Source organism: Bradyrhizobium sp. 134 (assembly GCF_023074155.1).
Lineage (GTDB): Bacteria > Pseudomonadota > Alphaproteobacteria > Rhizobiales > Xanthobacteraceae > Bradyrhizobium.
The window spans coordinates 395,627-420,344 of record NZ_JADPKX010000069.1 but is presented as its reverse complement, the minus strand read 5'-3'; the positions used below and the strand labels follow the sequence as shown (position 1 = coordinate 420,344).

The window sequence follows — 24,718 nt, the reverse complement described above, 5'->3', positions numbered from 1 at the left end:
GCGAAATGAGGAAGCTGTTGGCCACGGCCGCATTCCTTTTGGCGAGCACCGCTGCGCAGGCGCAGTACACCTTCGACTATGGCGGGCGTACCATCCGCATCGATCCCGACCGCGGCACGGTGCAAATCCCCGGCGTCTACGACAACACCGGCCAGGGCAAGGCGAAGAAAACCAAGAACGATGCCAAGGCGGCTCCAAAAGCGGACCCGCAGGCACCGCAACAAGCCAAAGCTGACCCGCAGCCGCCGGCCAATCCGGCCCCGGCCCCGGCACCGGTCACGGCGGCTCCGGCGGCGGAGCAGGCCCCTGCCCAAGCCCCCGTCCAAGCCCCCGTGGCCGTCGCGCCTCCTGCCCCACCGGCGCCTCCGGCCACCACGGCGAACAACGCTCCGGCCCAAGACGCGCTTGTGCCGCCGCCCCAGCCGGCCCCGAGTGCTGCCCCGACGGTGGCCGCAGTACCGCCCGCACCGCCGCCGCCGCCCGCCCCGACCGTCGCAGCCGCGCCTCCGGCGCCATCTCCGCCTCCCGTCCCGGCGCCTGCGCCCGCCCCCGTTCAATCGGCTGCCGTCGCGCCGCCGGCTCCCGCAGCCGCACCCACGCGCGACCTCAATTCACCGCTCGGCGTCTGGCTCACCGAGGAGAAGGAAGGCAAGGTCCGGATCGAGCAATGCGGCAGCAATCTCTGCGGCTACTCGGTCGATTCGAAATCGAACCAGAATGGCGAGCAGGTTCTGATCAACATGAAGCCCGGCAAGGATCAGAACAAGGACCAGAAATGGTCCGGTCGCATCCTCGATCCGAACTCCGGCTCGACCTACGATTCAACCATCGCGCTGAAGGGCACCGATCGCCTGCGCGTGCAGGGCTGCGCCTTCGGCGGCATGTTCTGCGGCGGCCAGACCTGGACGCGTGTGAACTGACTTCGGGGCGACACTCTGACCGACACAAGGGGACCCGCAGCGCGGGTCCCTTTGCTTTTGCCGCCAAATCGATTGCGACGTGCGCGACATCACAGAGCCCGTCGCGCGCGTGACAGCCCTCACATCGCCGGTTCCGAGGCCGTGACACGATGCCCGCATGATCAACCCCAGGGGCGTGTCATGAACGGATTTCGCAAGGCTCTCTTCGCCACAATCATTGTCATCGCATTGCCGGCCGCGCAGGCCAGCGCCAGCACTTTCGACGGCGCATGGAATGTCCGCATCTCGTCGTCGAGCGAGACCTGCGGTAACGGCTCGACCGTCGCAATCGGCATCAACAACGGTCAGATCGCCTCGAGCAGCGCCATGGTGACGGCGTCAGGCCGCGTTGCGGATGCCGGCAGCATCAATGTCACCTTGAGCACCGGCATCAAGCGCGCCGTCGGCTTCGGCCGGCTCAGCGGCACCTCGGGCTCAGGTACCTGGCGCGGCAGCATGTGCACGGGCACCTGGACGGCGGAGCGGATGTAGGGTGCCGTGTCCCGGACGAACAGCGACGCAAAGCGTCGCTGCGCAAAGCCGGGTCACGCAAACTAGCCGACCGCCGCGCCGTATTCCGCGTCGGTCACCGGATCCAACCAGGTCGAGAACACACCGTCGAGCGCTTCCTGCATGGCGATGTGGGTCATGCCATTGGTCGGCGACCCGCCGTGCCAGTGCAGCTCGCCCGGTGGAATCCAGACGGTGTCGCCGGGACGGATTTCGATGACAGGGCCGCCCTTGGTCTGGACCCGGCCAACCCCCGAAATCACATAGAGCGTCTGCCCGAGCGGATGGTGATGCCAGTTGGTGCGCGCGCCCGGCTCGAACGAGACGCGCGAGCAGTTCAGCCGCGCCGGCGCGGGCGCCATGATCACGGGGTCCTGCCACACGGTGCCGGTGAAGTGTTCCCCGGGCGCACGGCGTGTCGGCCGCGTGCCTGCTACAGTGATCTCCATTGGATTTACCTCGTTTCCTTCCCGATTACTTCTTGCTTGCGGCGTAGCGCGCCTTGGTCTCGGCGTTCATGGGATAGAGGCCCGGGAGCACCGCGCCGTTGTTCACCTCGTTGACGATCCAGGCTTCCATCCGCTCCTGCTCGACGCCCTCATTGAGCACGTGTTCCAGCATCGCCTGCGGGATCAGCACGCAGCCGTCCTGGTCGGCGACAACGATGTCGTTCGGGAACACCGCAACGCCGCCGCAGCCGATCGGCTCGCCCCAGCCGACGAAGGTCAGGCCGGCAACCGACGGCGGCGCGGCATAGCCGTCGCACCAGACCGGCAAGTTGGTGCCGAGCACGCCCTCGACGTCACGCACGACACCGTCGGTGACGAGTGCGGTGACGCCGCGCTTCATCATGCGCGCGCACAGGATGTCGCCGAAGATGCCGGCGTCGGTGATGCCCATGGCATCGACCACGGCGATGCAGCCCTCCGGCATCGCCTCGATCGCGGTGCGGGTCGAGATCGGCGACGACCAGGATTCCGGCGTCGCCAGATCCTCCCGCGCGGGCACGAAGCGCAGCGTGAAGGCCGGCCCCACCAGGCGCGGCAGACCCGGGCGCAGCGGACGCGCGCCGCGCATCCAGATGTTGCGCAGGCCCTTCTTCAGCAGGACCGTGGTGATGGTGGCAGTGGTGATGCCGGCGAGGGTCTTGCGGGCTTCGGGGGACAGCGACATGGAAACAGACGAGCTCCGGATGGGCGGGAAAGAACGCGCGCATCTTGCGGGGTGCGGGCCTTGCGTCAAGGCCCAAGAGGATACCAATCATGCAGGGCCGCAGCGCAGTTATGCGTCGCGATAACAAGGCTTTATCGCCTCCCCCTGCATTAATTTATTGGACTTGCGGGCGCATTTACGCGAAGCAGGGACGAGCGGAGCTCAAGGCCGAGCCCGCGTAGCTCCAGAAGCCCGATTTCGACAGCCCATGTCCGCGACGCTTCCCCCGCCCCGCCTTCTGCCCAGTGGCGACAGCGCCGTCACGGTCGAGTTCAGCCGTACCATCGACGACGACGCCAACCAGCGCGTGCTGGCGCTCGACAAGGCGCTCGCAGCAAGCTCGATCGATGCCATCACCGAGTCCGTGCCGACCTATCGCTCGCTGCTGGTGCATTACGATCCCGGCAAGATCGACTTCGACGTACTTGGCGAAAAGCTGCTCGCGCTCGCCAGCCAGCCGCTGCCGCCAGCCACTAAGGCGCGCCGCTGGCGTATTCCCGTCGCCTATGGCGGCGAGCACGGCATCGACCTCGAGGACGTCGCGAAGGCGCTGAACACCACACCCGACGACATCGTCGCGCGCCACGTCGCCGGCGACTACAAGGTTGCCATGATCGGCTTTACACCGGGCTGGTCCTATCTCAGCGGCCTCGACAAATCCCTGCAGATGTCGCGGCGGCAGAATCCGCGGCTGCTGACGCCTGCCGGCACGATCTCGATCGGCGGCATCCAGGCCGGGATCCAGTGCCTGGCAGCGCCGAGCGGCTGGCACCTGCTCGGCCGCACGCCTGTGCGGACCTATCAGCTCCACCGCAATCCGACCTTCCTCACCGAACCCGGCGATCGCGTGACGTTTTTCGCCATCGACCACAAGACGTTCGAGGAACAGGACCGCGCCGCCGAGGCCGGCGAGATCATCGCCGAGCAGGTGGTCGCATGAGCCGGCTCGTGATCGCCAGCATCGGGCCGGCAAGCTCGGTCCAGGACGGCGGACGCCATGGCGCGCAACGCTATGGCCTGACGGTCAGCGGAGCGATGGACCGCCTGTCGCTCGCGGCGGCGAACACGCTTATCGGCAACGAACCATTCGCAGCCGTTGTCGAGGTCGGCCCGTTCGGCGCCTCGTTCACCGCGCGCGACGGTGCCGTGCGCGTCGCGGTTTCAGGCGCGCCGCGCAATGCGGACGTCGCGGGAAGTCCGGTCGCCATGGACACATCGGTGACGTTGAAGGACGGCGAGACGCTGACGCTGGGCTTTGCCCGCGGCGGCGCGTTCACTTATCTGGCGATCGAAGGCGGGATCAAGGGCGAGCCGGTGTTCGGCAGTCTCGCGGTCAACGCCCGTGCCGGGCTCGGCAGCCCCTACCCGCGCCCGCTGCAGGCCGGCGACGAGTTCACCGTCGATGCCGCAAGCAGTGCACCGGAACTGCGCATCGAATTGCCGAAGCCATCGAACGGTCCGATCCGCGTCTTGCTGGGACCGCAGGACGACGAGTTCGACGACGCCAACAAGGCCCTGTTCCTCGACAGCGAGTGGAAGATCTCGGCGACCTCCGACCGCATGGGCTACCGGCTGGAAGGCCCCGCGATCAAGCATCTGCATGGCCACAACATCGTCTCCGACGGAACGGTCAACGGCAGCATCCAGGTGCCCGGCAACGGCGCGCCGATCGCGCTGATGATGGATCGCGGCACCTCCGGCGGCTATCCGAAGATCGCGACCGTGATCACGGCCGATGTCGGCCGTCTCGCGCAGACCTCGGCAGGAACGGCGTTCCGCTTCAAGGCGGTCAGCATGGCCGAGGCGCAGGATGAGGCAAGGAAATTTGCGCAGCTGATCCGTAACCTGCCCGATCGCCTGCGCTCCGCCGACACCGTCGCGCTCAACATCGAAGCGCTCAGCGATGCCAATGTCGCGGGCTATGCTGTCAGTGCCGTCGACGCCGGGACCTGGCAGATTGCGGACGAGCCGTAAACGACAAGACGACCAGAGACGGAGAGCACCCCATGAAGACGATCGATCTCAATTGCGATCTCGGCGAAGGTTTTGGCGCGTGGGAGATGGGCAATGACGCCGCCATGATCGAGCTGGCGAGCTCGGTCAACGTCGCCTGCGGCTTCCACGCCGGCGACCCCGATATCATGCGCCGGACGGTCGAGCTGGCGAAAGCGCGCGGCGTCTCCGTCGGCGCGCATCCCGGCTATGGCGACCTGCACGGCTTCGGCCGCCATCCGATCGCGGGCCTGAAGGCCTCCGAGATCGAGAATCTCGTCGCCTACCAGATCGGCGCGTTGCAGGCGATCGCGACGGCGGCCGGCCACAAGGTCACGCATGTGAAGGCGCATGGCGCGCTCTCCAACGTCGCCTGCGAGGACGACATGACGGCGAAGGCGATCGCGGCCGGCATCAAGGCGGTCGATCCCAGCCTGATTTTCGTCGTGCTCGCCAATTCGAAGCTGGTGAAGGCCGGCGAAGCCGCCAATCTACCGATGGTGCACGAGGTGTTCGCCGACCGCGCCTATGAAGACGACGGCAATCTCGTCTCGCGCAAGAAGCCCGGTGCGGTGCTGCATGACGCCAAGGCGATCGCCGACCGCGTGGTGCGCATGGTGCAGGACGGCGCGGTGGTCTCGGTCACGGGCAAGGTCATCAAGATGCGCACCGACACGGTCTGCATCCACGGCGATACGCCCGGCGCCGTCGACATCGCGCGCGGCCTGCGGCAGGCGTTGAAAGATGCAGGGATCGAGGTCGCGCCGTTCAAGCGCGGGGCGTGAGGCTTGCTCGGTACCGTAGGGTGGGCAAAGCGAAGCGTGCCCACCAAAATCCATACTGCTTGCTGAGAGATGGTGGGCACGGCGCAAGCGCGCCTTTGCCCACCCTACGAGAGCTGCGAAGACTCGTTAAAACGGGTGCACCGAGAGCGTGCCGAACACGATGGCGGCGATGACCGCGAAGGCGCTGTACATCGCAGCATGATGCACGCTCGCACCGGTCCGCCGCGAGAGCGAGCGCGCGTAGAAGTGCAGCCTGGCTTCCGCCGATAGTTCGCGCATGGTCGATCTCCAACGCCCCATTTGCGGGATTATGAGGGATCAACGGGGGTGGCGGGCAAGAGACCCGCGGAAATAGCGATGCGGGTTCTCTAAAAACGCTGCATTGCAGGAGCAAATTCTCCCCACCCCCAAGTTCCGAGAATCTTATTCGTTCAAATCCGAGCCAGTTGGAACCGGCCCGGATGACGGCAGGATGACAGCTAGTAGACGTCAGCCTGAAAGCGGCCGGTCTTCTTGAGTTCGGCGACAAAACTGACGGCTTCGTCAGTCGAACGCGCCCCGAACTGGGCGACGATATCGACCAGTGCACGTTCGACGTCCTTGGCCATGCGCTTGGCATCGCCGCAGATGTAGAGATGCGCCCCCTCGGCGAGCCACGTCCACAGCTCGCGGCCGACCTCGCGCATGCGGTCCTGCACGTAGAACTTCTTCTCGCCGTCGCGCGACCAGGCCAGCGACATGCGCGTGAGCAGGCCCGAGGTCTTCATCGCGTTGAGCTCCTCCTGGTAGAAGAAGTCGCAATCGCTGCGCTGATGGCCGAAGAACAGCCAGTTCTTGCCGGGCGCACCGGTCGCCTTGCGGTCGAACAGGAAGGCGCGGAACGGCGCAATGCCGGTGCCGGGGCCGATCATGATGATCGGCGTCTTCGGATCCTGCGGCAGGGCGAAATTGTGCGCCTTCTGCACATAGACCTTGAGCTTCTCGCCCTCGGCGATGCGCTCGCCGAGGAAGGTCGAGGCGACGCCGATGCGCTTGCGCTTGCCAATCACGTAGCGCACAGAATCGACCGTCAGCGACAGCCTTCCAGGCGTCGCATTGTGCGAGGACGAGATCGAATAGAGCCGCGGCTGCAGCGGCTCCAGCGCCTCGACGAAGGCTTCCGGATGCGGCCGCGTGCCCGAGAATTTCTGCAGCGCCGCCATGACGTCGAGCGTGGCGGCATCGCCATCGGGATCCTCGCCCTGCGCCAGTGCCCGCGCCCTCTCGCGCTGCGCGCCGCCAGTGATGAAGGAGAGCAGTTCGAACAGCGTGTCGGGCGCCGGCGACAGCGAGACGTCGTCGATCAGCACCTCGCGCAGCGTCTTGCCATTGACCTTGGTGGTGTGGGACGCGCCAAGCAAGGCGATGACCTGGTCGACGAGACCGAGCTCGTTGCGCGCGAACACGCCAAAACTGTCACCGACGACATAGTCGAGCTTACTCTCGGAAAGGTCGAACTCGACGTGATAGGTTTCCTTCTCCGACTTTCCCTTGTTGAGAAGACGGCGCGACAGGAAGGTCGCCGCAACGGGGTTGTCGCGCGAGCGGCCGGGCTCGGCGATCGTCACGGTCACGGCGGGGGCCGCCACCGCGTCGACCTTGTCGGACGCCTTGGCCCCCGGCGCCTTGTCCAGTTCTTCGTGGAGCGACTTCAGCATCCGCGCGGTTTCCTTGCCGCCGGGGACGCAGAGGTTGAGCCGCGCTTCACTGCGGCTCGCGATCGCCTCCGAATAGTCGTGGCAATTGTAGCCGCACTGCCCGCAATCCTGCTGCGCCATCGCCGCCATCATCTTGCGCCGTACGGGACGGCCTTCGGCGAGCTTCATCCGATCGGCGATCGGCATGGTCTGGTCGTGCCACGGCGCTTCACCGTCGTCACCATCACCGGCCTGCATGACAGCGGCGCCCTGCTCGGCCGACAGCGGCGTGGCCGCCTCAGGCGAAAGCAACCCGGCAAAGAAGCCGTTCAGCCAGGAGCGTTGCGCGTCGGAGAACGGAGCGCTCGTGGGAATGATGTCGAGTTTGGGCGGAGGGCTGATCTGGTTCATGAGGACACCTCGGCATCGGCGAGCTTGCGCAGCGTCTCGCCGTCGTGGCGACGCGCAAAGGACAGGAAGGTTTCGTCGGGAGACGAGCGATGGGCGATATAGGCCTTGAGCAGTCCTTCGACCGTCTTCGGCGCGTCCTCTGCCTTGAGGTCGTGGTAGACCTCCTGCCCGACGTCGGCGTCGGGACCGAACCCGCCGCCGGTGAAGAGATGATAACCCTCCACCGTGTCCTCCTCGTTGACAGGCACGCGCGCCCCGATCAGGCCGATGTCGCTGATGTAATGCTGGGCACAGGAATGGTGGCAGCCGGTGACGTGGATGTTGACCGGCTTGTCCATCTCGACGCGCGGCTCGCACCAGTCGCCGATCTCGGCAGCGTGGCGCTTGGTGTTGGAGGCGGCAAAGCGGCAACCGGCATTGCCGGTGCAGGCGATCAGGCCGGCGCGGATGTGCGACGCCTCGACCGCGAGCCCGATCTGCTTGATCGCCGCAATGGCAAGCTCGACATTCTCGTCACGCACCCCTGATATCAGCAGGTTCTGCCAGACGGTCAGACGGATCTCGCCGTCGCCGAGGTCCCGCGCCACCTTGGCGAGGCCCCTCATCTGATCGCAGCTGATCTTGCCGAGCGTCAGCGACACGCCGATCCAGTTCAGGAAGTCCTGCTTCTGCCTGTGCACGCCGATATGCGCCATGCGGTCCGCGGCCGGCCGCGGCGCAAACGCCTCTTCCGGCACGCGCGTAAATGGTGTCTTCAGCCGCTCTTCGACGATCTTGAGAAAGCCATCATGGCCCATGGCGTCGAGCACGTATTTCAGCCGCGCCTTGTTGCGGTTGGTGCGGTCGCCGTGCTCGATGAAGACGCGCACGATGGCGTCGGCAACAGCGGTCGCCTGCTCCGGCTTGACGATGATGCCGGAGTACCTTGCGAAATCCTTGTGACCGGTGATGCCGCCGAGGCCGAGGCGGAACCAGATCCCGGGCTCGACGCCGAAGCCGTCCTTCACCTCATACGCCGTGAAAGCGATGTCGTTGGTCTCTTCGAGCACGGCGATCCTGCCGGCACCGTCGAAGGCGACGTTGAACTTGCGCGGCAGGCCATACAGCGAGCGCTCATTCAGGATGTGGTAGTGCCACTCGCGCGCATAAGGGCGCGTGTCGATCAGCTCCTGCGGATCGATGCCCGCCGTCGGCGTTCCCGTCACGTTGCGGATGTTGTCGGCGCCGGAGCCGCGCGAGCACAGGCCGAGGTCCTGAATGCCCTCGATCAGCTTCACGGCGTTCTTCGGCGGGATCTCGCGAAGCTGCAGGTTGGCCCGCGTCGTGACGTGGCTATAAGGCCCGCACGTTTCATCGGCGAGATCGGCAAGGCCGGACAGCTGCCAGTGCTTCATGATGCCGTTCGGAATGCGCAGACGGCACATGTAGGAGTCCTGCGTCGGCGCGACGTAGAAGATGCCGTAATAGCGCCAGCGGAAATTGTCCGCCGGGCTCGGCGGCGTATTGTCGAGCGCCTGCTGACGAAGACGCGGATACGCGTCGAAGGGATGCTCGTCGCGCTTGACCTTCTCCTGGTCGGCGAGCTTCTTGCCCGCGGCGATGACCTTGTCCTGCGCCTTGATGTGCACGGCATCGGGACCGGTCGGCTCCGCGTTCGCCTTGCCGGCGCCGCCGCCGAGACCGCGACCGACGAGACTGATCTGCAGACCGGTCGTGAAGCCTTCGAGGTAGCGTTTCTGGTCGTCGGTAAAGTCGACTGAGACGGTGTCGATTTTCATGGTCAGTAACGAAGCTCCTGCGGCCACCGGGGTGGTATCGACGGAAAGTGCACGACCCGCGAGGAGCTCGGCTGGCTCGATAGCCGGCTGTGCCCCCAACGGTCCGATCAGCTTCGTTGCTGGGGACTTGGCTCAGCAGGCATCTGTGACAGGCTGGCCGCACTGCAACATTCAAGTTGCGTGCCAGCTTCGGCGAAATGAAAATGTGTGGGGTATCAGGCGGTTAAGGGCGCCCGTGGGAACTCCGGCCTCTAGAACTCTTATGAAATTCGAGCAGTCGGCCTAAAATTTAGACTCGGATCTCCAGCGCTCAAAAACGATGCAGACCCGAATCACGCCCTCCAGCGGCCCACCTCGAAGGCTTCAAGATGCCCCCGAATATTGGCGGGGTCGAAAGCGGGGCCGGCGAATGCGCCGAATGCCGCGGGGGCCTGGGCGGGCGGCCGGCGGCCGAGGGCGCCGTCGTAGAGATCGGGCCTGAACACGGCCATGGCCGTCTTGACCCCGTCGGGCGTCAGCGTCGTCTGCCCCCAGCGCACCATCTGCGCATAGAGCCAAGCAGCCTGGACCGGATCGGGGCGCCCTGCTTCCTCGCGTCCCACCAGAAGGTAGCTGCCGCTCTCGCGAAAGGTGCCGTCCGGCGAAATCTTGAGGCGTCCCGTGAGGGTGCGCTGGATGACTTCGGCATCGACGCCGATCCGCTCCGGCTGCGCCAGGATTCGCGCCGCTTCTGTGCGGTTTTCCGGATGCTCGATGAACTCGGCGGCTTTCACCGCCGCGCGCACTAGGCTGGCGACCACGTCCGGATTCTTGTCGGCCCAGACCTGGCGGAGCGCCAGCACCTTTTCCGCCGCATGGGCCAGGATGTCGGAGACGAAATGCAGGATGTGGCCGATGCCGAGATCGACCGCGATCGAATTCCAGGGCGCGCCGACGCAGAACGCATCGACATGTCCATTGGCCAGACTGTCGACCATATAGGGCGGCGGCAGCACCACCAGCCGCACGTCCTCCTCGGGATCGACGCCGGCCGCCGCCATCCAGAATCGCAATTGATAATTGTGGGTCGAGAACGGGAAGGTCATGCCGAAGGTCAACGGGTCGGCCCCCGCCTTGCGCCTCTTGGCGACCACACGCGCCAACGCTTTTGCCGTGGCGAGCGGATCGAAGCGGTCGCCGTCGATCTCCTCCATCAGCGCGGCATGAAGCGCCGGCGACACCGTGATCGCATTGCCGTTGATGCCGAGATTGAACGGCGCCGCGATCGGCACCTTGACGTGACCGAGACCGAGCGAGGACGCAATCGCGACGGGCGCGAGCAGATGCGCGGCGTCGAACAAGCCGATATTGAGCTTGTCGCGGACGTTCGACCAGGAGACCTCGCGGACCAGTTCGACCTCGAGCCCTTCGGCCGCGGCAAATCCCTTGTCGACAGCAACGATCAGCGCTGCGGCATCGACCAGCGGAATGAACCCGATGCGGAGGGGAGCGGTCATTTCAGCATCTCCGACGCGGTGATGATCGACTGGGCGATCTCGCCGATTTTCTTCTTCTCGCGCATCGCAGTGGAGCGCAGCAGCACATAGGCCTCGTCCTCGGTGAGGCCTTTCACCTTCATCAGGATGCCCTTGGCCTTCTCGATGACCTTGCGATCCTCGAGCTGCGACTTGGTGCGCTCCAGTTCCTCCTGGAGTTTTGCGAAGGCATTGAAGCGCGACACGCAGAGGTCGAGGATCGGCTTGATGCGTTCCTTCCTCAGCCCGTCGACGATATAGGCGGAGACGCCCGCCTCGACCGAAGCCTGGATCGAGGATGAGTCGCTCTGGTCAACGAACATCGCGATCGGCCGCTTCACGGCGCGGCTGACCTGGAACATCGCTTCCAGCACGTCGCGGCTGGGGTTTTCCAGATCGATCAGGATGATGTCGGGATCGACCGCATAAATACGGGCGAGCAGGCTCTGCATCTCGCGGATATGGACGATCTGCGTGAATCCGGCCTCCCGCAACCCTTCTTCGAGGATCGCAGCCCGGATCGGGCTTTCGTCGACGATCACGATTTTGGGCGACTGTTCGGCGCTCATTGCTCACTCACCACCAGTGATTCATCCATAGCATGCCCGCAGGCCATGCAAAGGGTTGTAATTATGGGCAATTGGGACTAGCTCAACCCTGTCAATCAGGCAGATTTGGATATGGATCAGACGGCTGCGCCGAAGGTCAGCTTCGTGTCGCTCGGGTGCCCCAAGGCTTTGGTGGATTCCGAGCGCATCATCACGCGCCTGCGCGCCGAGGGCTACGAGCTCGCCCGCAAGCATGACGGGGCTGACATCGTCATCGTCAACACCTGCGGCTTCCTCGACAGCGCCAAGCAGGAATCGCTCTCGGCGATCGGCGAGGCCATGGCCGAGAACGGCAAGGTGATCGTCACCGGTTGCATGGGTGCGGAACCCGAGCAGATCGAGCAGGCCTATCCCGGCGTGCTCTCGATCACCGGCCCGCAGCAATATGAGAGCGTGCTGGACGCCGTGCATCGCGCGCTGCCGCCCGCCCACAATCCGCATCTCGATCTGGTGCCGCCGCAGGGCATCAAGCTGACGCCGCGGCACTACGCCTATTTGAAAATCTCCGAGGGTTGCAACAACCGCTGCACCTTCTGCATCATTCCAAAACTGCGTGGCGACCTCGTCTCACGTCCGGCCAACGACGTGCTGCGCGAGGCCGAGCGCCTGGTCGCTGCCGGCGTCAAGGAGCTGCTGGTGATCTCGCAGGACACCTCGGCCTACGGCGTCGATCTCAAATACGCCGAAAGCCCGTGGAAGGATCGCCAGGTCCGCGCCAAGTTCATCGACCTTGCGCGCGAGCTCGGCGAGCTCGGCGCCTGGGTGCGGCTGCAATATGTCTACCCCTACCCGCATGTCGACGAGGTCATCGCGCTGATGAACGAGGGCAAGGTGCTGCCCTATCTCGACATCCCGTTCCAGCACGCGAGCCCCGAGGTGCTGAAGGCGATGAAGCGTCCGGCCGCGCAGGACAAGACGCTGGCGCGCATCAAGCGCTGGCGCGAGCAATGTCCCGATCTCGCTTTGCGCTCGACCTTCATCGTCGGCTTCCCCGGCGAGACCGATGCCGACTTCGCCTATCTGCTCGACTGGCTGGACGAAGCCGAGATCGATCGGCTCGGCTGCTTCAAATACGAGCCTGTCGCCGGCGCGACCGCGAACGGGATCGAGAATCCCGTGCCGGAAGAGATCAAGCAGGAGCGCTATAATGCGCTGATGGCGCGCCAGCAGAAGATCTCTGCGCGCAGGCTGAAGCGCAAGGTCGGCACCCGCCAGCAGATCATCATCGACGAGGTCGGCCCGACCGTCTCGAAGGGCCGCTCCAAGGCCGATGCGCCGGAGATCGACGGCGCCGTCTACCTGTCGAGCCGCCGCCCCTTGCGCGTTGGCGAGATCGTCACCGCGAAGATCGAGCGCGCCGACCAATACGACCTGCACGGCAGCGTCGCGGGATTCTGATCTTCGGCTGTCACGGCCGGTGCAGCCACGATCTCGCTGCGACCTCTCCCGCTTACGGGAGAGGTTGCGAGCCGTCGCTAAGCTACGGCAACATCACGCCCGCCGTTCGCTTCTCCCGACGCCTGCTGTTCGTCACGTGCGGCGAACACTTCCTTGGCTGCGAACAGCCCGTTCAGCGCCGCCGGGAAGCCCGCATAGACGGCCATCTGCATGATGATCTCCACGATCTCGTCGCGAGAGAGCCCGACGTTCAGACCTGCCTCGAGATGGACTTTGAGCTGAGGCGCGGCATTTCCGAGCGCCGTCAGCGCGGCGATGGTCGCGATCTCTCGATCGCGCAGGCCAAGGTCCGGGCGGCAGTAAATGTCGCCGAACGGAAACTCGATCACGTATCGTGCGAAATCCGGAGCGATGTCGGCGAGTGAAGCGACGACCGCTTCACCAGCTCTGCCGTCAATGCGTGACAGGGCCCGCTGGCCGCGATCGAAGCGGCTTTCGTCTTGTGTTTGGGCGTGCGTCATTTTCCTTCGTCCTCTGTTCGTCGCTGGCATAGCCGGCGATCTTGGTATCAAGGACGAGCAGGCATTCCTGGAGTTCGGCAATCTGCGTGCGTACCTGTTCCCGGTGGACTTCCAGAATCTGCCGCCGGCTTGTGCCGGTAGCGTCGCCTTCATCCCGAAGCGCCGCGTAACGCAACATGTCCCGGATCGGCATTCCCGTGGTCTTGAGCCGCCCAAGGAATGCGATCCATGTGAGGATCGATGCGTCAAAGTCGCGCTGGCCGGAGCGATCCCGGTCGGCGTATGGCAGCAGCCCGATGCGCTCATAGTAACGCAGCGTGTGCGTCGACAGGCCGGTCCGTTTTGCGAGGTCGCTGATCTTCATGTGTGCCCGTTCTCGTACTGACGCACGTACAGATACCCCTTCGAGCGCGCTCTAAGTCAAGGGGGATCGAAGGTGCAAAGATTTCGGCGCGCCGGCTGGGTGGCAGCGTCGCGGCACTCCGAGCTTCAGGATCCCGCCAGCCATTTCGGCACCCAGCGCTCCGGCCGAGGCGCGCGGGCAAGATCAGCTTGCGCCTCGGACAGCTTCGCCAACTCGCCGTCGATGCTCGGGCGCACATCGTATTCGAAGTTGGGCATGACGCGGCCGTCGGCATAGAGGCCGAATTTCATCGCGAACCATAGCCCGAGCTCGGGCTGCGCCTTCCGCATCTCCTCGCGCAGATCGCGCAGCAGGGATTCGATCGCGGCGGCTTCCTCGAACGGTTGCGGTCCGCGCGACAGGATGCGCGCCTGGTATTGCCTGCCGACGATCGCGATTTCGAAGCTCGTCTTGTCCCAGGGCTTCTTGCGCTTCGGCAGATGCGCGGCGAGGCGCCAGCCAAGTTCGGCCATCAAGCGATGATTGGCCCAATAGTCTTCGCGATCCCGGCTCCATTTTTCCATGAAGCCGCGAAAGTCGGGCAGCTCCGACGGATCGTCATCGGGCGCCACCATCTCCCCGCTCAGGCGTCCGGTGAGCCACTGCGCGAGCTCGACCGTCTGGCATTCGACCTCGTCGTGCGGCTTCAGATCGCTCCAAGCCTTGTCGAATTGTTGCGACGTCAGTTTTGCGAGCAGGCCATCGAGGCTCGGCGCCAGCAGCTCGTAATCACCCTCGGAGCCAAGCCCCACGATCGGCGGATTGTCGCGGTCGAGACCCGCGCCATACCAGCCGCCAACAGCCGAGCCATCCGGCAGCCGCATGAACAGCGAAAACCTGTCGCGCAAGGGACTGCCGTCGACAATCGGCGCCTGATCGGAGAATTGGCCTTGCAGCGAGAAACACCCGACGCTGCCCCAGGGCCGGCCCTTAAGCCAGCCGGCGAAGTCCAGCAACAGCGGCGGCGCCTCGATACCCGGCGGAAACGCGCCGCGAATGCTGTCGAGGTCGATCGGATAAGACGTCTCGGACAAGGCTTAAAACTATCTGGTTGGTCCCGCCCTCTTGGTCTGAACCTTCATGCGTTCGGTTCGAACCAATTCGCGTCCTGTGATCACAAACGCGCTAGAGACGTAATGGTTTCCAGGCGCGCATCTTTCACCTGCCCATGCACGCTGCGCGTGTGTCTTGGAAAGCGCCCGCTTGACAAGCCCCGCCATTCGCATGTATTGCCGCGCCCCATGATCAACGCTCGGACCCATCAGCGCACCGAAATGCTCCGCCGTCGCTTCCGCGACGATGAGAGGGTGCGCCATGTCCGACGACGCCGCTGAACCACTGAATTCAGCGTAAGTTTTCGAAAAGGCCGCACCCGCAAGGTGCGGCCTTTTTGCTTTTCGCGCGCCCTTTCCGCCCGCCTCCAGAGGAGTTCGACATGACCAACGCTACCCATCCGTACGACGCGTTGATGGACATCACCGCTCGGCCCAAGGCCGTGTTCGTCCGCGGCGCCGGCTCCTACCTCTGGGACGACAGCCGCAAGCGCTATCTCGATTTCGTGCAGGGCTGGGCCGTCAACTGCCTCGGCCACTCCCCGCCCGCGATCGCCGACGCGCTTGCCGCGCAGGCCAAGCGGCTGCTGACGCCGAGCCCGGCCTTCTACAACGAGCCGAGCCTGAAGCTCGCGCAGGCACTTGTCGCAAAAAGCGCGTTCGATCAGGTGTTCTTTGCCAACTCGGGTGCGGAAGCCAATGAGGGCGCGATCAAGCTCGCGCGCAAATATGGCAGCATCCATAGAGGTGGCGCGTTCGAGATCATCAGCTTCGAAGGTGGCTTTCACGGCCGCACGCTGGCGACGATGTCGGCCTCGGGCAAGAAGGCCTTTGAACCGCTGTTCGAGCCGAAGGTCGCCGGCTTCAAGAAGGCGAAGCTCAACGACATCGCGTCGGTCGAAAAGCTGATCAACGACAACACCGTCGCTGTGATGCTCGAGCCGATCCAGGGTGAATCAGGCGTGTGGCCGGCGTCCGATCAGTTCTTGCAGGAATTGCGTGCCCTCACCGACGCGCACGGCCTCCTCTTGATCTTCGACGAGATCCAGACCGGCATGGGCCGGACCGGCAAGCTCTTCCACTACGAGCACACCGGCATCGCGCCCGACATCATGACGCTCGGCAAGGGCATCGGCGGCGGCGTGCCGCTCGCAGCCCTGCTCGCGACCGAACGCGCGGCCTGCTTCGAGCACGGCGACCAGGGCGGCACGTTCAACGGCAACCCGATCATGTGCGCGGCGGGGCTTGCGGTGCTCGACGAGGTCAGCAAGCCGGACTTCCTGAAGACGGCGACCGAAACCGGGCTGCTGCTCGAAAGCGAATTGCAGAAGGTCTCGGCGCGGCAAGGGCTCGGCGAAGTGCGTGGCCGCGGGCTCCTGCTCGCGCTCGACCTCAAGCTGCCGATCGCGCCCGGCATCGTCGCGCAGGCGTTCGAGGCCGGCGTGCTCCTCAACGCACCACAGGTCGACACGCTGCGCTTCATGCCGGCGCTCAACGTCACGAGGGCCGAGATCGCCGAGATGATCGATTGTCTCGACGGGATCTTGACCAGGGCCGGCGCGGCACGGCGGGGTGGCCTAAGCTCGTCATTGCGAGAAGCGCAGCGACGAAGCAATCCAGACTGCCTCAACGGAAAGATTCTGGATTGCTTCGCTTCGCTCGCAATGACCTGAGTTACGGCTTCAAGATCGACGCGCCCGTGGTCTTGCGGCTTTCGAGATCGATATGCGCCTTGGCGGCGTCCTTGAGCGCGTAGGCATGGTTGATCGGCACGTGCAGCTTGCCGTTGATGACGGCAGCGAACAGCGTGTCGGCGCCTTCCAGCAACTCCTTGCGCGTGCCGATATAGTCGTTGAGCTTGGGCCGGGTCGCAAACAGCGAGCCGTGGGTATTGAGCTCGGCGATCGAGAACGGCGGCACCGGCCCTGAGGCATTGCCGAAGGAGACGAACATCCCGCGCGGCTTCAGGCAGGACAGCGAGCCCGGGAACGTCGCCTTGCCGACGCCGTCATAGACCACGTCGCAACCCTCGTTGCGGCTGATCTGTTTGACGCGCGCAACGAAGTCTTCCTCATTGTAGAGGATGACATGGTCGCAGCCATTGGCCTCGGCAAGCGCAGCCTTTTCGCGCGAGCCAACGGTGCCGATGACGTGGGCGCCCATGGCCCTCGCCCATTGGCAGGCGAGCAGGCCGATGCCGCCGGCCGCGGCATGGATCAGCACGCGATGATGCGGCTCGACCTTGAAGGTCTTGTGCAGGAGATACCAGACCGTCAGCCCCTTCAGCATCAGCACGGCGCCCTGCTCGTGGGTGATGTGGTCGGGCAGCTTGACCAGCCGCTCCCAGGGGATGTTGCGCTCCCCGGTATAGGCGCCGAGATTGTGGTAGTAGGCGACGCGGTCGCCCGGATGGAAATTCGTCACGCCTGGCCCGACTGCGAGGACCTCGCCCGAGGCCTCGTTGCCGGCGATGAAGGGCAGCCCCGGCGCCTTGTAGAGGCCGGTGCGGTAATAGACATCGATGAAGTTCAGGCCGACGGCATGCTGGAGGATGCGCACCTCGCCGGGGCCGGGCGCCGGAACATCGACGCTCTCATAGACCAGGGCTTCGGGGCCTCCGACCTTGTGCACACGGACGGCTTTGGTCATCGCCTGACCTCCTCTTCTCGCGGGGCCAGCGAAAGACATCGCGCCCGCCTTGTCAACTCGACGCCGGCTGGAACGCCTAGACCGACGGTTTTTTGCGGGTGTTCCTGCGGTTGCGCTTGGCCAGCACATTGAAGAACTCGACCGCCGCCGAGAACGCAATCGCGAAATAGATGTAGCCGCGCGGGATGTGGAATTGGAATCCGTCCGCAACCAACGCGACGCCGATCAGCACCAGGAAGGCCAGCGCCAGCATTTTCGTGGTCGGATGCTCCGCGACGAATCGCGACACCGGTCCGGCCGAAATGTACATGATGAGACAGGCGATCACGACGGCCGCGATCATGATCTCGATGTCCTGCGCCATGCCGATCGCCGTGATGATCGAGTCCAGCGAGAACACGATGTCGATGATCACGATCTGGACGATGACCCAGAAGAAAGCGCTACGAGGGGACTTCGCGTCGCCTTCGCCGTCATCGGCTTCGACCTCACCATGGATCTCGTGCGTCGCCTTCGCGATCAGGAACAGGCCGCCGCCGATCAGGATGAGGTCGCGCCACGAGAAGCCATAGCCCGAAAACGAAAACACCGGCGCGGTCAGGCCGATCAGCCAGACCAGCAGGCTGAGCAGGATGATGCGGAAGATCAGCGCCAGTGCGAGCCCGATCTGGCGGGCGCGGTGCGCCTGCTTCTCGGGAATGCGCGAGACGATCACCGACAGGAAGATGACGTTGTCGATGCCGAGCACGATCTCGAGCGCGGTCAAAGTGAGGAGCGCGGCCCAGGCTTCTGGGCTGGTCAACAGGTGCATCATGCGAAGGATCTTGTCAGCCGTATTAATGCGTCGCTGAAGCTGATCCAGAGCGCGATCGCGCAGAGCACGACAGTCACGCCCGTGCCGACGCGAAAGTCCATCTGCAGGGTATAGAAGGAAAGCAGAGCCCAGATGGCGATCAGCGACATCGTCAGCCAGCGCAGCCGCACGACGCGCACCGGATGCAGCACGTGGAACGGCACGAAGGTCAGCACCACCAGGCTTGCGACCAACAGCGTCGACAGCAGCGGCGGCCAGTGCAGCAGGAACAGATAAAACGCCGCCGCATTCCACAACGCCGGAAAACCGCGGAAATGATTGTCGTCCGCCTTCATGCGCAGATCGGCGAAATATAATGCGCTGGTGACGATGATGGCGACGCCGAGCAAGGGTGCTGCGACCGGCAGCAGCAAGCCGCTGGCCACGATCGCATAGGCCGGAACGAAGACGTAGGTGACGAAATCGACCACGAGATCGAGCACGTCGCCCGACCAGTTCGGCTGCACGTCCTTGACGTTGAGCCGGCGCGCGATCGGCCCGTCGATCGCGTCGATGATGAGGGCGACGCCCAGCCATTGAAACATCGCCGCCCAGTGCTCGCGCACGGCCTCAAGCATCGCCAGCAGCGCGATCGCCGCACCGAACGCGGTGAAGATGTGCACCGAGAAGGCAGCGGCCCGGATCGCGGGCCTGGGCTTCAGGGAATCCTCTTGGCTGTCCATGGCTTCTGCTATCAGAATGACACCGGTTTGCACATAAGCCATTGCGGCGCCCGGTCGCACAATTCGTCATAAAATCAGGGCAATATGACTGGGCTTGAATTTGCCGCGGGGCGTGTCCAATGTCGTTCCATGACAGATGCATCGACACTCTTTGACGCGGCCGTGATCGGCGGCGGACCGGCGGGACTTAGCGCGGCCATCGCACTGGCGCAGGCGGGCGCACGGACCGCGCTGGTGGCGCGTCGCGTGCCCTATGCCGACAATCGCACCACGGCGCTGCTCGGTGCCTCCGTCGATCTGCTGGAGAGCCTCGATGTCTGGCCCCGCTGCAAGGACAAGGCGGCCGCGCTCGAAATCATGCGGCTCGTCGACGACACCGGCCGGCTCTTCCGCGCGCCTGAGGTCCGGTTCTCCTGCCATGAAATCGGCCGCGATGCCTTCGGCTACAACATCGACAACCGCTCGCTGATGCTGGCGCTGGAAGCGCGCGCGGCCGAACTGCCCGGTCTCGTCCGTTTCGACGACGAGGCCGAAACTGTCGTCATCGAAGCCGATGACGTCGCGATCCGCACGGCGGCTGCGCAATTTCTGTCGGCCCGCCTCGTGGTCGGGGCCGATGGCCGGCATTCGCTTTGTCGCGAAGCCTCCGGCATCGCGGTGACGCGGCGCGAACTGACCCAGACGGCGCTGACTTTCAACGTCGGCCACGCGCGGCCCCATCGCAGCGTCTCGACCGAGTTCCACACGCCGCACGGTCCTTGCGTGTTCGTGCCCCTGCCCGGCGATCGCTCCAGCGTCGTCTGGGTCTCGGCGCCTGCGGAGGCCGAACGGCTTCGCGGATTGAGCGACAAGGAATTGTCCGCCGCGATCGAGAAGCAGTCGCATTCGATCCTCGGACGCATGACGGTCGAGCCGGGCCGCCATCTGTTTCCGCTGGCGATCGAACGTCCCAAATCCTTTGGCCGCGATCGCATCGCGCTAGTCGGCGAAGCCGCCCATGTGGTTCCGCCGATCGGCGCCCAAGGCCTCAATCTCGGCCTCCGCGATGCCGCCGACATTGCGCGGCTTGCGGGCGAGGCCATCGTGTCCGGTCAGGATCCTGGCGCAGCAGACGTGCTCAAGCGTTACGACCGGGCCCGGCGTCCCGACATCCTGAGCCGAACCTTTGCGATCGACATCGCCAACCGCTCGCTGCTCAACGATTTCCTGCCGCTCCAGCCGGTCCGCGCGGTCGGCATGCACCTGCTCGGCGCCATCGGCCCGCTCCGGCGTTTTGCGATGCGCGAGGGGCTGACGCCGACCTGGCGGAAGTAACGACCGCTCAAGGAAACGCCAGCCGGCCGGTCTGAATCGCCCACATCACGCTGGTCAGGGTGACCACGGACGCAAACGTCCCGAGCAGCACCGCGACGGAGGCGGACTCGATCCAGGCGTCGTTCTGCCGGGCGATGACGAACACGTTCAACGCCGGCGGCAGCGAGGCCATCAGCACGGCGGTCGCCGCCCAGGGCTGCGCGAACGGGCCGAACGCCAGCATCAGGCCGAACGCTGCGAGCGGGTGGATCAGGAGCTTGACCGCGATCACGCCCGGCACTTCCCACGGGACCCGATCGAACGGGCGGAGTGCGACGGTGACGCCGAGCACGAACAGTGCGGTCGGGGCGGCTGCGTTCTGGAGGAATGTGATGGTGCGATCGAGCGCGACAGGCATCTCAATATGCAGCGATGCGAAGGCCGCGCCAAAACAGGCCGACATGATCAGCGGGTTGAGCACGATCTGCTTCAGCACGACGCCGAAGGCATGCACGATCGAGGGATGATCGCGGTCGGAAAGCTCGATCAGCAGCGGCACGATGGTGAACAGGAAGATGCTGTCACAGCAGAAGATCAGCGCAGTGGGCGCCGAGGCCTTGGGCCCGAGCACGGCGAGCGCCAGCCCGGGTCCCATGTAACCGATGTTTCCGTAGCCACCGGAGAGCCCGGCGAGCGTCGCCTCGCGCAATGTCAGCCCGCCGAGAACCTTGCCGACGACCAGCGCGAGTGTGAACGCCGCAACGGTCGACAGCGTGGTCGCGACCAGGAATGGCGGGTTGTTCAATTCGGAGAACGGCGTCTTCGACATGATCGCAAACAGCAACGCCGGGAGCGACACATAGAGCAGGAAGAAGTTCATCCAGGCGAGGCCCGATTCCGGCAGGGATTTGACCTTTCCGCAAGCGAATCCAACGAAGATCAAGCCGAAATAAGGTAGAGCTAGATTGAGGATATCGACCATTGATAAAGTGTTTTCTGAAGATTTGGGGGCTATCTGCCCCGCACCCGCGGGTTAATTCCAGATCAGGGCACTAGCATCGGCCACAATCCTGGTCTATCGACGGGGAATGATTAAAGCGCGGACCGCCAAATTCCAGATCGGACAGGTCGTGCGCCACCGGATCTTCTCGTTCCGGGGCGTGATCTTCGACATCGATCCGGAATTCAACAACACCGAGGAGTGGTGGCTGTCGATCCCCGAGGAGGTGCGGCCCCACAAGGACCAGCCGTTCTATCACCTGCTCGCGGAGAACGCGGAGTCGGAATACGTCGCCTACGTCTCCGAACAGAACCTGGTGCCGGACGATTCCGGCGAACCGGTCCGGCATTCCCAGGTCGCCGAGATCTTCGTCAAGGACAAGACCGGCGGTTACCGCCCGCGCAATCCGTCGCTGAACTGAGTTCGCAGCCATCAGCTGGCCAGCAAAAAAGGCGCTCGAACCGAGCGCCTTTTTCATGTCCGGGATCGGGTCCCGATTACTTCTGTCCAGCCGGAGGGGCGCCAGGCGCTTGCTGCTGCTTCTTCTGCAGCTCTTCAGCCTTCTTCTGGAGCTCTTCCTGCAGCTTCCTCTGGGTTTCCTCGAACACCTTCGGGTCGGTCGGCGGACCGTCATAGGCCTTCTGGAATTCGCCGGCGAGCGGCAGCGGCAGCGTCAGCGGCGCACCGTTGGCATTGATCGCCTGAACAACGAGGTTCTGGCCCTTCTTCATGCTGTTGATGAACTCGGGCGTGGCCTCGTAGTCGGACATGCAGCCGTTCTGGAAGCAGATCACGTACGGGCTCTGCAACGGCGCATTGTTGTCCACGATGATGCGGGTGCCGTGCACCAGCTGCATGCCGAGCGGCAGCGTCACACGCAGGATCTTCTTCGGCTCGCCTTCCGGCTCGATGATGACGGCCGCGATGACCGGCTGGCCCGACTCGATACGGCCGTCCTTGCCGGTGAAGCAGACCTGCTTGGCATTGGCGTCCTGGCCCTTGAGGCAGAACTTGGTCCAGGGGGCATAGATCAGCTGAATCTGCTGATCCGCGGGCTGAGCCGCGCCCTGCTGAGCCGGAGCGCCTTGGGCGGGAGCCGGCTGGGCGGGTGCCTGAGCGGCCGGCGCCGGCGCCTTGGGGGCAGCCTTCGGAGCCGCCTTCGGCGGAGCCGCCTTGGGCGCGGGCGCGCCCGGAGCTGGCGCGGGAGCCTGAGCCTCGGCGGCAAACGGGACGGCCAACGCTGTCGCCGTCAACAAGGCGAGAAGTCGCCCGCGCGGCCGGACGGACGCGGCCAAGTAACGGAAATTCATTGCGGAAAACCCTTTCTAAACGGGAAGTGCCCGAACCGCTTCGACGCACCGAACCTGGCCGCGTTGGGCGCGGCTCTCTCCCCGTCAAATGAGGCGGATAAGTGACGGCTCGGCGCTCGTGCGCGATTGCGTGCCTTCTTAACGTGGCCGACGAAAAGATCAATGCCGACAAGCGTCTTTGGCCGCGCGCCGGCGTGCGCCCCCGGGAAAATCCCTGTGATAGGATTCAGGCCCGCAGTCCTCGAATCAACGTGTGCAGATGTTCATGTTCCAGCGCCTTCTCGAGGGCCGCCCTGAGGGTCTTTGCGTCCGCCTCTGCATCCTGGCTTTCGCCTTGGGGCTCCCGGCAAGCGGCGCAAGGGCCGCGGAAGCCCACGCCATCGCCATGCACGGCAAGCCGGCGATGCCTGCCGATTTCACCCACATGCCTTACGTCAACCCTGAAGCCCCCAAAGGCGGCCGGCTGACCTGGGGCGTTCTCGGCACCTTCGACAGCCTCAATCCCTTCATCGTCAAGGGACTGGCCGTGCAGCCGGTCCGGAACTACGTGGTCGAGAGCCTGCTCGCGCGCGGCAATGACGAGCCGTTTACGCTCTACGGCCTGCTCGCCAGATGGGTCGAGACCGATGACGAGCGCAGCTTTGTCACGTTCCACATCGATCCCCGCGCCCGCTTCTCCGACGGCAAGCCAGTCCGCGCCGAGGACGTGCTGTTCTCCTGGCAGTTGCTGCGCGACCACGGCCGCCCCAATCACCGGCAATATTACGGCAAGGTCGCAAGGGCCGAGGCGCTGGATCCCCTCACCGTCCGCTTCGACCTTGCGGGAGCCAATGACCGCGAACTGCCGCTGATCCTCGGCCTGATGCCGATCCTGCCGAAACACGCGGTCGACGTCGCGGCTTTCGAGGAGACGACGCTGACGGGCCCGGTCGGCTCCGGCCCCTATCGCGTCACCGCCGTGAGGCCCGGCGCCAGCGTGACGCTGACCCGCAATCCCGACTATTGGGGCCGCGACCTCCCAATAAATCGCGGGCTCTACAATTTCGACGAGATCAGGCTCGACTATTTTCGCGAGGCCAACGGCCAGTTCGAAGCTTTCAAGCGCGGCCTCTATGATTTCCGCATCGAGCACGAGCCGCTGCGCTGGCACGACGGCTACGACTTTCCCGCGGCGAAGAATGGCGACGTGATCCGCGACACCTTCAAGCCGGGCGTGCCGCAACCTTCCGAATTTCTGGTGTTCAACACGCGGCGTTCCATCTTCGCCGACATCCGCGTGCGCCAGGCCTTGACGCTGCTGTTCGATTTCGAGCTGGTCAACCGCAACTACTTCTTCAACCTCTACTCGCGCGTCGCCGGCTATTTTGCCGGCTCGGATCTGTCAGCGTATGGCCATCGCGCCGATGCGCGCGAGCGCGAGCTGCTCAAGCCGTTCGCCGCGCAGATCCCGCCTGACATCCTGGACGGCAGCTACCGCCTGCCGGTGACCGACGGTTCGGGCCGCGACCGGGCCACGCTCCGCGCAGCCCTGAAGCTGTTGTCGGAAGCCGGCTACGATCTCGACGGCACCGTGCTGCGCAACCGCGCGACCAAGGCGCCCTTCACCTTCGAGATTTTGGTCACGACCCGCGACCAGGAACGCGTCGCGCTGGCGTTCCAGCGCGACCTCAAGCGTGCCGGCATCGAGCCGAGCGTGCGATCGGTCGATCCTGTGCAATTCGACCAGCGCCGGCTCGCCTACGAATTCGACATGATCCAGAACCGCTGGGACCAGTCGCTGTCGCCCGGCAACGAGCAATATTTCTACTGGGGGAGCGCTGCCGCCGACAATCCGGGCACCCGCAACTACATGGGCGCCCGGGATCCCGCGGTCGATGCGATGATCGCCGCACTGCTGGAAGCCCGTGAACATACGGATTTCGTATCCGCAGTGCGGGCGCTCGATCGCGCTTTGATCTCCGGTTTCTACACAATCCCCCTGTTTAACGTATCGGAGCAATGGATCGCGCGCTGGAATCGGATAGAACGGCCAGAGGCCACCTCGCTGTCCGGCTATTTGCCGGAGACCTGGTGGTCGAGGGGGCCGCCGCAAGCTCATCAAGCAAAGTGAC

At 64.8% G+C, this 24,718-nt stretch carries 24 protein-coding genes and 1 pseudogene; 10 read left to right on the top strand and 15 right to left on the bottom strand.

The window, feature by feature from the left end; all coding sequences use genetic code 11:
* The first annotated feature begins 5 nt into the window (after positions 1–5).
* Positions 6–920 carry a DUF2147 domain-containing protein gene (locus IVA75_RS27185; protein WP_247289950.1) on the top strand — a complete coding sequence of 305 codons (915 nt, stop codon included), beginning with the start codon at positions 6–8 and terminating at the stop codon, positions 918–920.
* Positions 921–1,100: 180 nt separating this feature from the next.
* The gene (locus IVA75_RS27180; RefSeq protein WP_007590916.1) at positions 1,101–1,451 is read left to right on the top strand and encodes a hypothetical protein; all 351 of its coding nucleotides are present in this window, start codon (positions 1,101–1,103) and stop codon (positions 1,449–1,451) included.
* Between the two features lie 62 nt (positions 1,452–1,513).
* Here IVA75_RS27180 and IVA75_RS27175 read toward each other — a convergent pair whose 3' ends face one another.
* Positions 1,514–1,918, bottom strand: a complete 405-nt coding sequence (locus tag IVA75_RS27175) for a cupin domain-containing protein (RefSeq protein ID WP_247289948.1) — start codon at positions 1,916–1,918, stop codon at positions 1,514–1,516.
* A 25-nt stretch (positions 1,919–1,943) separates the two neighbouring features.
* Positions 1,944–2,642: a ribonuclease activity regulator RraA gene (locus IVA75_RS27170; protein WP_007590912.1), complete on the bottom strand. Its 699-nt coding sequence runs from the start codon at positions 2,640–2,642 to the stop codon at positions 1,944–1,946.
* Positions 2,643–2,889: 247 nt separating this feature from the next.
* On the opposite strand from IVA75_RS27170, the gene pxpB reads away from it, so the two are divergent.
* Genes pxpB through IVA75_RS27155 form a run of 3 tightly spaced genes read left to right on the top strand, consistent with a single transcriptional unit; the run spans position 2,890 to position 5,458 of the window.
* The gene (gene pxpB / locus IVA75_RS27165) at positions 2,890–3,621 is read left to right on the top strand and encodes a 5-oxoprolinase subunit PxpB (RefSeq protein ID WP_247289946.1); all 732 of its coding nucleotides are present in this window, start codon (positions 2,890–2,892) and stop codon (positions 3,619–3,621) included.
* Positions 3,618–4,655, top strand: a complete 1,038-nt coding sequence (locus IVA75_RS27160; protein ID WP_247289944.1) for a biotin-dependent carboxyltransferase family protein — start codon at positions 3,618–3,620, stop codon at positions 4,653–4,655. The genes pxpB and IVA75_RS27160 overlap by 4 nt, the downstream gene beginning before the upstream one ends.
* 32 nt (positions 4,656–4,687) lie before the next feature.
* Entirely contained in the window at positions 4,688–5,458 is a 771-nt protein-coding gene (locus IVA75_RS27155; RefSeq protein ID WP_247289942.1) for a 5-oxoprolinase subunit PxpA, read from the top strand.
* 126 nt (positions 5,459–5,584) lie between these two features.
* Here the strand turns inward: IVA75_RS27155 and IVA75_RS27150 are convergent, their stop codons facing one another.
* The 5 genes from IVA75_RS27150 to IVA75_RS27130 form a co-directional block, all read right to left on the bottom strand.
* A complete protein-coding gene (locus IVA75_RS27150; protein ID WP_007590908.1) occupies positions 5,585–5,737 on the bottom strand; it encodes a hypothetical protein in 153 nt (50 codons plus the stop codon).
* Positions 5,738–5,937: 200 nt separating this feature from the next.
* Complete coding sequence (locus IVA75_RS27145; RefSeq protein WP_247289940.1) at positions 5,938–7,545, bottom strand: sulfite reductase subunit alpha; 1,608 nt, start codon at positions 7,543–7,545, stop codon at positions 5,938–5,940.
* Positions 7,542–9,323 (bottom strand): NirA family protein, encoded by a 1,782-nt coding sequence (locus tag IVA75_RS27140; protein ID WP_247289938.1) that lies wholly within the window; start codon positions 9,321–9,323, stop codon positions 7,542–7,544. The genes IVA75_RS27145 and IVA75_RS27140 overlap by 4 nt, the downstream gene beginning before the upstream one ends.
* A gap of 332 nt (positions 9,324–9,655) precedes the next feature.
* Entirely contained in the window at positions 9,656–10,819 is a 1,164-nt protein-coding gene (locus tag IVA75_RS27135) for a CmpA/NrtA family ABC transporter substrate-binding protein (RefSeq protein ID WP_247289936.1), read from the bottom strand.
* Positions 10,816–11,406, bottom strand: a complete 591-nt coding sequence (locus IVA75_RS27130; protein ID WP_007590901.1) for an ANTAR domain-containing protein — start codon at positions 11,404–11,406, stop codon at positions 10,816–10,818. Before IVA75_RS27130 ends, IVA75_RS27135 begins: the two co-directional genes overlap by 4 nt.
* A gap of 111 nt (positions 11,407–11,517) precedes the next feature.
* On the opposite strand from IVA75_RS27130, the gene rimO reads away from it, so the two are divergent.
* Positions 11,518–12,843 carry a 30S ribosomal protein S12 methylthiotransferase RimO gene (gene rimO / locus IVA75_RS27125; RefSeq protein ID WP_247289934.1) on the top strand — a complete coding sequence of 442 codons (1,326 nt, stop codon included), beginning with the start codon at positions 11,518–11,520 and terminating at the stop codon, positions 12,841–12,843.
* Positions 12,844–12,920: 77 nt separating this feature from the next.
* Here rimO and IVA75_RS27120 read toward each other — a convergent pair whose 3' ends face one another.
* The 3 genes from IVA75_RS27120 to IVA75_RS27110 all read right to left on the bottom strand — a co-directional run bounded on the left by IVA75_RS27120 (position 12,921) and on the right by IVA75_RS27110 (position 14,801).
* Positions 12,921–13,364 carry a carboxymuconolactone decarboxylase family protein gene (locus IVA75_RS27120; protein WP_027566991.1) on the bottom strand — a complete coding sequence of 148 codons (444 nt, stop codon included), beginning with the start codon at positions 13,362–13,364 and terminating at the stop codon, positions 12,921–12,923.
* Positions 13,297–13,728 (bottom strand): MerR family transcriptional regulator, encoded by a 432-nt coding sequence (locus IVA75_RS27115; RefSeq protein WP_247289932.1) that lies wholly within the window; start codon positions 13,726–13,728, stop codon positions 13,297–13,299. The genes IVA75_RS27120 and IVA75_RS27115 overlap by 68 nt, the downstream gene beginning before the upstream one ends.
* 125 nt (positions 13,729–13,853) lie before the next feature.
* A complete protein-coding gene (locus IVA75_RS27110; protein WP_247289931.1) occupies positions 13,854–14,801 on the bottom strand; it encodes a hypothetical protein in 948 nt (315 codons plus the stop codon).
* A 401-nt stretch (positions 14,802–15,202) separates the two neighbouring features.
* On the opposite strand from IVA75_RS27110, the pseudogene IVA75_RS27105 reads away from it, so the two are divergent.
* Positions 15,203–16,390: pseudogene (locus IVA75_RS27105) on the top strand (acetylornithine transaminase); the annotation flags it as partial.
* Between the two features lie 103 nt (positions 16,391–16,493).
* On the opposite strand, the gene IVA75_RS27100 reads toward IVA75_RS27105, so the two are convergent.
* From IVA75_RS27100 to pcsA, 3 genes are all read right to left on the bottom strand, one after another.
* Complete coding sequence (locus IVA75_RS27100) at positions 16,494–17,468, bottom strand: quinone oxidoreductase (RefSeq protein WP_027566995.1); 975 nt, start codon at positions 17,466–17,468, stop codon at positions 16,494–16,496.
* Between the two features lie 76 nt (positions 17,469–17,544).
* Positions 17,545–18,282 (bottom strand): TerC family protein, encoded by a 738-nt coding sequence (locus IVA75_RS27095; protein ID WP_247289929.1) that lies wholly within the window; start codon positions 18,280–18,282, stop codon positions 17,545–17,547.
* Complete coding sequence (gene pcsA, locus IVA75_RS27090) at positions 18,279–19,046, bottom strand: phosphatidylcholine synthase (RefSeq protein WP_027566997.1); 768 nt, start codon at positions 19,044–19,046, stop codon at positions 18,279–18,281. The genes IVA75_RS27095 and pcsA overlap by 4 nt, the downstream gene beginning before the upstream one ends.
* A gap of 87 nt (positions 19,047–19,133) precedes the next feature.
* Between pcsA and IVA75_RS27085 the strand changes: the two genes are divergently transcribed.
* A complete protein-coding gene (locus IVA75_RS27085) occupies positions 19,134–20,318 on the top strand; it encodes a UbiH/UbiF family hydroxylase (protein ID WP_247289927.1) in 1,185 nt (394 codons plus the stop codon).
* 7 nt (positions 20,319–20,325) lie between these two features.
* Here the strand turns inward: IVA75_RS27085 and IVA75_RS27080 are convergent, their stop codons facing one another.
* Positions 20,326–21,279: an AEC family transporter gene (locus IVA75_RS27080; protein ID WP_027566999.1), complete on the bottom strand. Its 954-nt coding sequence runs from the start codon at positions 21,277–21,279 to the stop codon at positions 20,326–20,328.
* A 106-nt stretch (positions 21,280–21,385) separates the two neighbouring features.
* Here IVA75_RS27080 and hspQ point away from each other — a divergent pair, with 106 nt between their 5' ends.
* On the top strand, positions 21,386–21,718 hold the full coding sequence (gene hspQ / locus IVA75_RS27075) for a heat shock protein HspQ (RefSeq protein ID WP_027518019.1): 333 nt from the start codon (positions 21,386–21,388) through the stop codon (positions 21,716–21,718).
* Between the two features lie 76 nt (positions 21,719–21,794).
* Here the strand turns inward: hspQ and IVA75_RS27070 are convergent, their stop codons facing one another.
* A complete protein-coding gene (locus tag IVA75_RS27070) occupies positions 21,795–22,607 on the bottom strand; it encodes an invasion associated locus B family protein (protein ID WP_027567000.1) in 813 nt (270 codons plus the stop codon).
* A 259-nt stretch (positions 22,608–22,866) separates the two neighbouring features.
* On the opposite strand from IVA75_RS27070, the gene IVA75_RS27065 reads away from it, so the two are divergent.
* Positions 22,867–24,717, top strand: coding sequence for an extracellular solute-binding protein (locus IVA75_RS27065; RefSeq protein ID WP_247290009.1), 1,851 nt, complete (start codon positions 22,867–22,869; stop codon positions 24,715–24,717).
* The last annotated feature ends 1 nt before the right edge of the window (position 24,718 follow it).

What these genes read in the sequence shown, in the direction of transcription:
- IVA75_RS27185 (WP_247289950.1), top strand. Translation starts at nt 6, where the DNA reads ATGAGGAAGCTGTTGGCCACGGCCGCATTCCTTTTGGCGAGCACCGCT.
- IVA75_RS27180 (WP_007590916.1), top strand. Translation starts at nt 1,101, where the DNA reads ATGAACGGATTTCGCAAGGCTCTCTTCGCCACAATCATTGTCATCGCA.
- IVA75_RS27175 (WP_247289948.1), bottom strand. Translation starts at nt 1,918, where the DNA reads ATGGAGATCACTGTAGCAGGCACGCGGCCGACACGCCGTGCGCCCGGG.
- IVA75_RS27170 (WP_007590912.1), bottom strand. Translation starts at nt 2,642, where the DNA reads ATGTCGCTGTCCCCCGAAGCCCGCAAGACCCTCGCCGGCATCACCACT.
- pxpB (WP_247289946.1), top strand. Translation starts at nt 2,890, where the DNA reads ATGTCCGCGACGCTTCCCCCGCCCCGCCTTCTGCCCAGTGGCGACAGC.
- IVA75_RS27160 (WP_247289944.1), top strand. Translation starts at nt 3,618, where the DNA reads ATGAGCCGGCTCGTGATCGCCAGCATCGGGCCGGCAAGCTCGGTCCAG.
- IVA75_RS27155 (WP_247289942.1), top strand. Translation starts at nt 4,688, where the DNA reads ATGAAGACGATCGATCTCAATTGCGATCTCGGCGAAGGTTTTGGCGCG.
- IVA75_RS27150 (WP_007590908.1), bottom strand. Translation starts at nt 5,737, where the DNA reads ATGCGCGAACTATCGGCGGAAGCCAGGCTGCACTTCTACGCGCGCTCG.
- IVA75_RS27145 (WP_247289940.1), bottom strand. Translation starts at nt 7,545, where the DNA reads ATGAACCAGATCAGCCCTCCGCCCAAACTCGACATCATTCCCACGAGC.
- IVA75_RS27140 (WP_247289938.1), bottom strand. Translation starts at nt 9,323, where the DNA reads ATGAAAATCGACACCGTCTCAGTCGACTTTACCGACGACCAGAAACGC.
- IVA75_RS27135 (WP_247289936.1), bottom strand. Translation starts at nt 10,819, where the DNA reads ATGACCGCTCCCCTCCGCATCGGGTTCATTCCGCTGGTCGATGCCGCA.
- IVA75_RS27130 (WP_007590901.1), bottom strand. Translation starts at nt 11,406, where the DNA reads ATGAGCGCCGAACAGTCGCCCAAAATCGTGATCGTCGACGAAAGCCCG.
- rimO (WP_247289934.1), top strand. Translation starts at nt 11,518, where the DNA reads ATGGATCAGACGGCTGCGCCGAAGGTCAGCTTCGTGTCGCTCGGGTGC.
- IVA75_RS27120 (WP_027566991.1), bottom strand. Translation starts at nt 13,364, where the DNA reads ATGACGCACGCCCAAACACAAGACGAAAGCCGCTTCGATCGCGGCCAG.
- IVA75_RS27115 (WP_247289932.1), bottom strand. Translation starts at nt 13,728, where the DNA reads ATGAAGATCAGCGACCTCGCAAAACGGACCGGCCTGTCGACGCACACG.
- IVA75_RS27100 (WP_027566995.1), bottom strand. Translation starts at nt 17,468, where the DNA reads ATGACCAAAGCCGTCCGTGTGCACAAGGTCGGAGGCCCCGAAGCCCTG.
- IVA75_RS27095 (WP_247289929.1), bottom strand. Translation starts at nt 18,282, where the DNA reads ATGATGCACCTGTTGACCAGCCCAGAAGCCTGGGCCGCGCTCCTCACT.
- pcsA (WP_027566997.1), bottom strand. Translation starts at nt 19,046, where the DNA reads ATGGCTTATGTGCAAACCGGTGTCATTCTGATAGCAGAAGCCATGGAC.
- IVA75_RS27085 (WP_247289927.1), top strand. Translation starts at nt 19,134, where the DNA reads ATGACAGATGCATCGACACTCTTTGACGCGGCCGTGATCGGCGGCGGA.
- IVA75_RS27080 (WP_027566999.1), bottom strand. Translation starts at nt 21,279, where the DNA reads ATGGTCGATATCCTCAATCTAGCTCTACCTTATTTCGGCTTGATCTTC.
- hspQ (WP_027518019.1), top strand. Translation starts at nt 21,386, where the DNA reads ATGATTAAAGCGCGGACCGCCAAATTCCAGATCGGACAGGTCGTGCGC.
- IVA75_RS27070 (WP_027567000.1), bottom strand. Translation starts at nt 22,607, where the DNA reads ATGAATTTCCGTTACTTGGCCGCGTCCGTCCGGCCGCGCGGGCGACTT.
- IVA75_RS27065 (WP_247290009.1), top strand. Translation starts at nt 22,867, where the DNA reads ATGTTCATGTTCCAGCGCCTTCTCGAGGGCCGCCCTGAGGGTCTTTGC.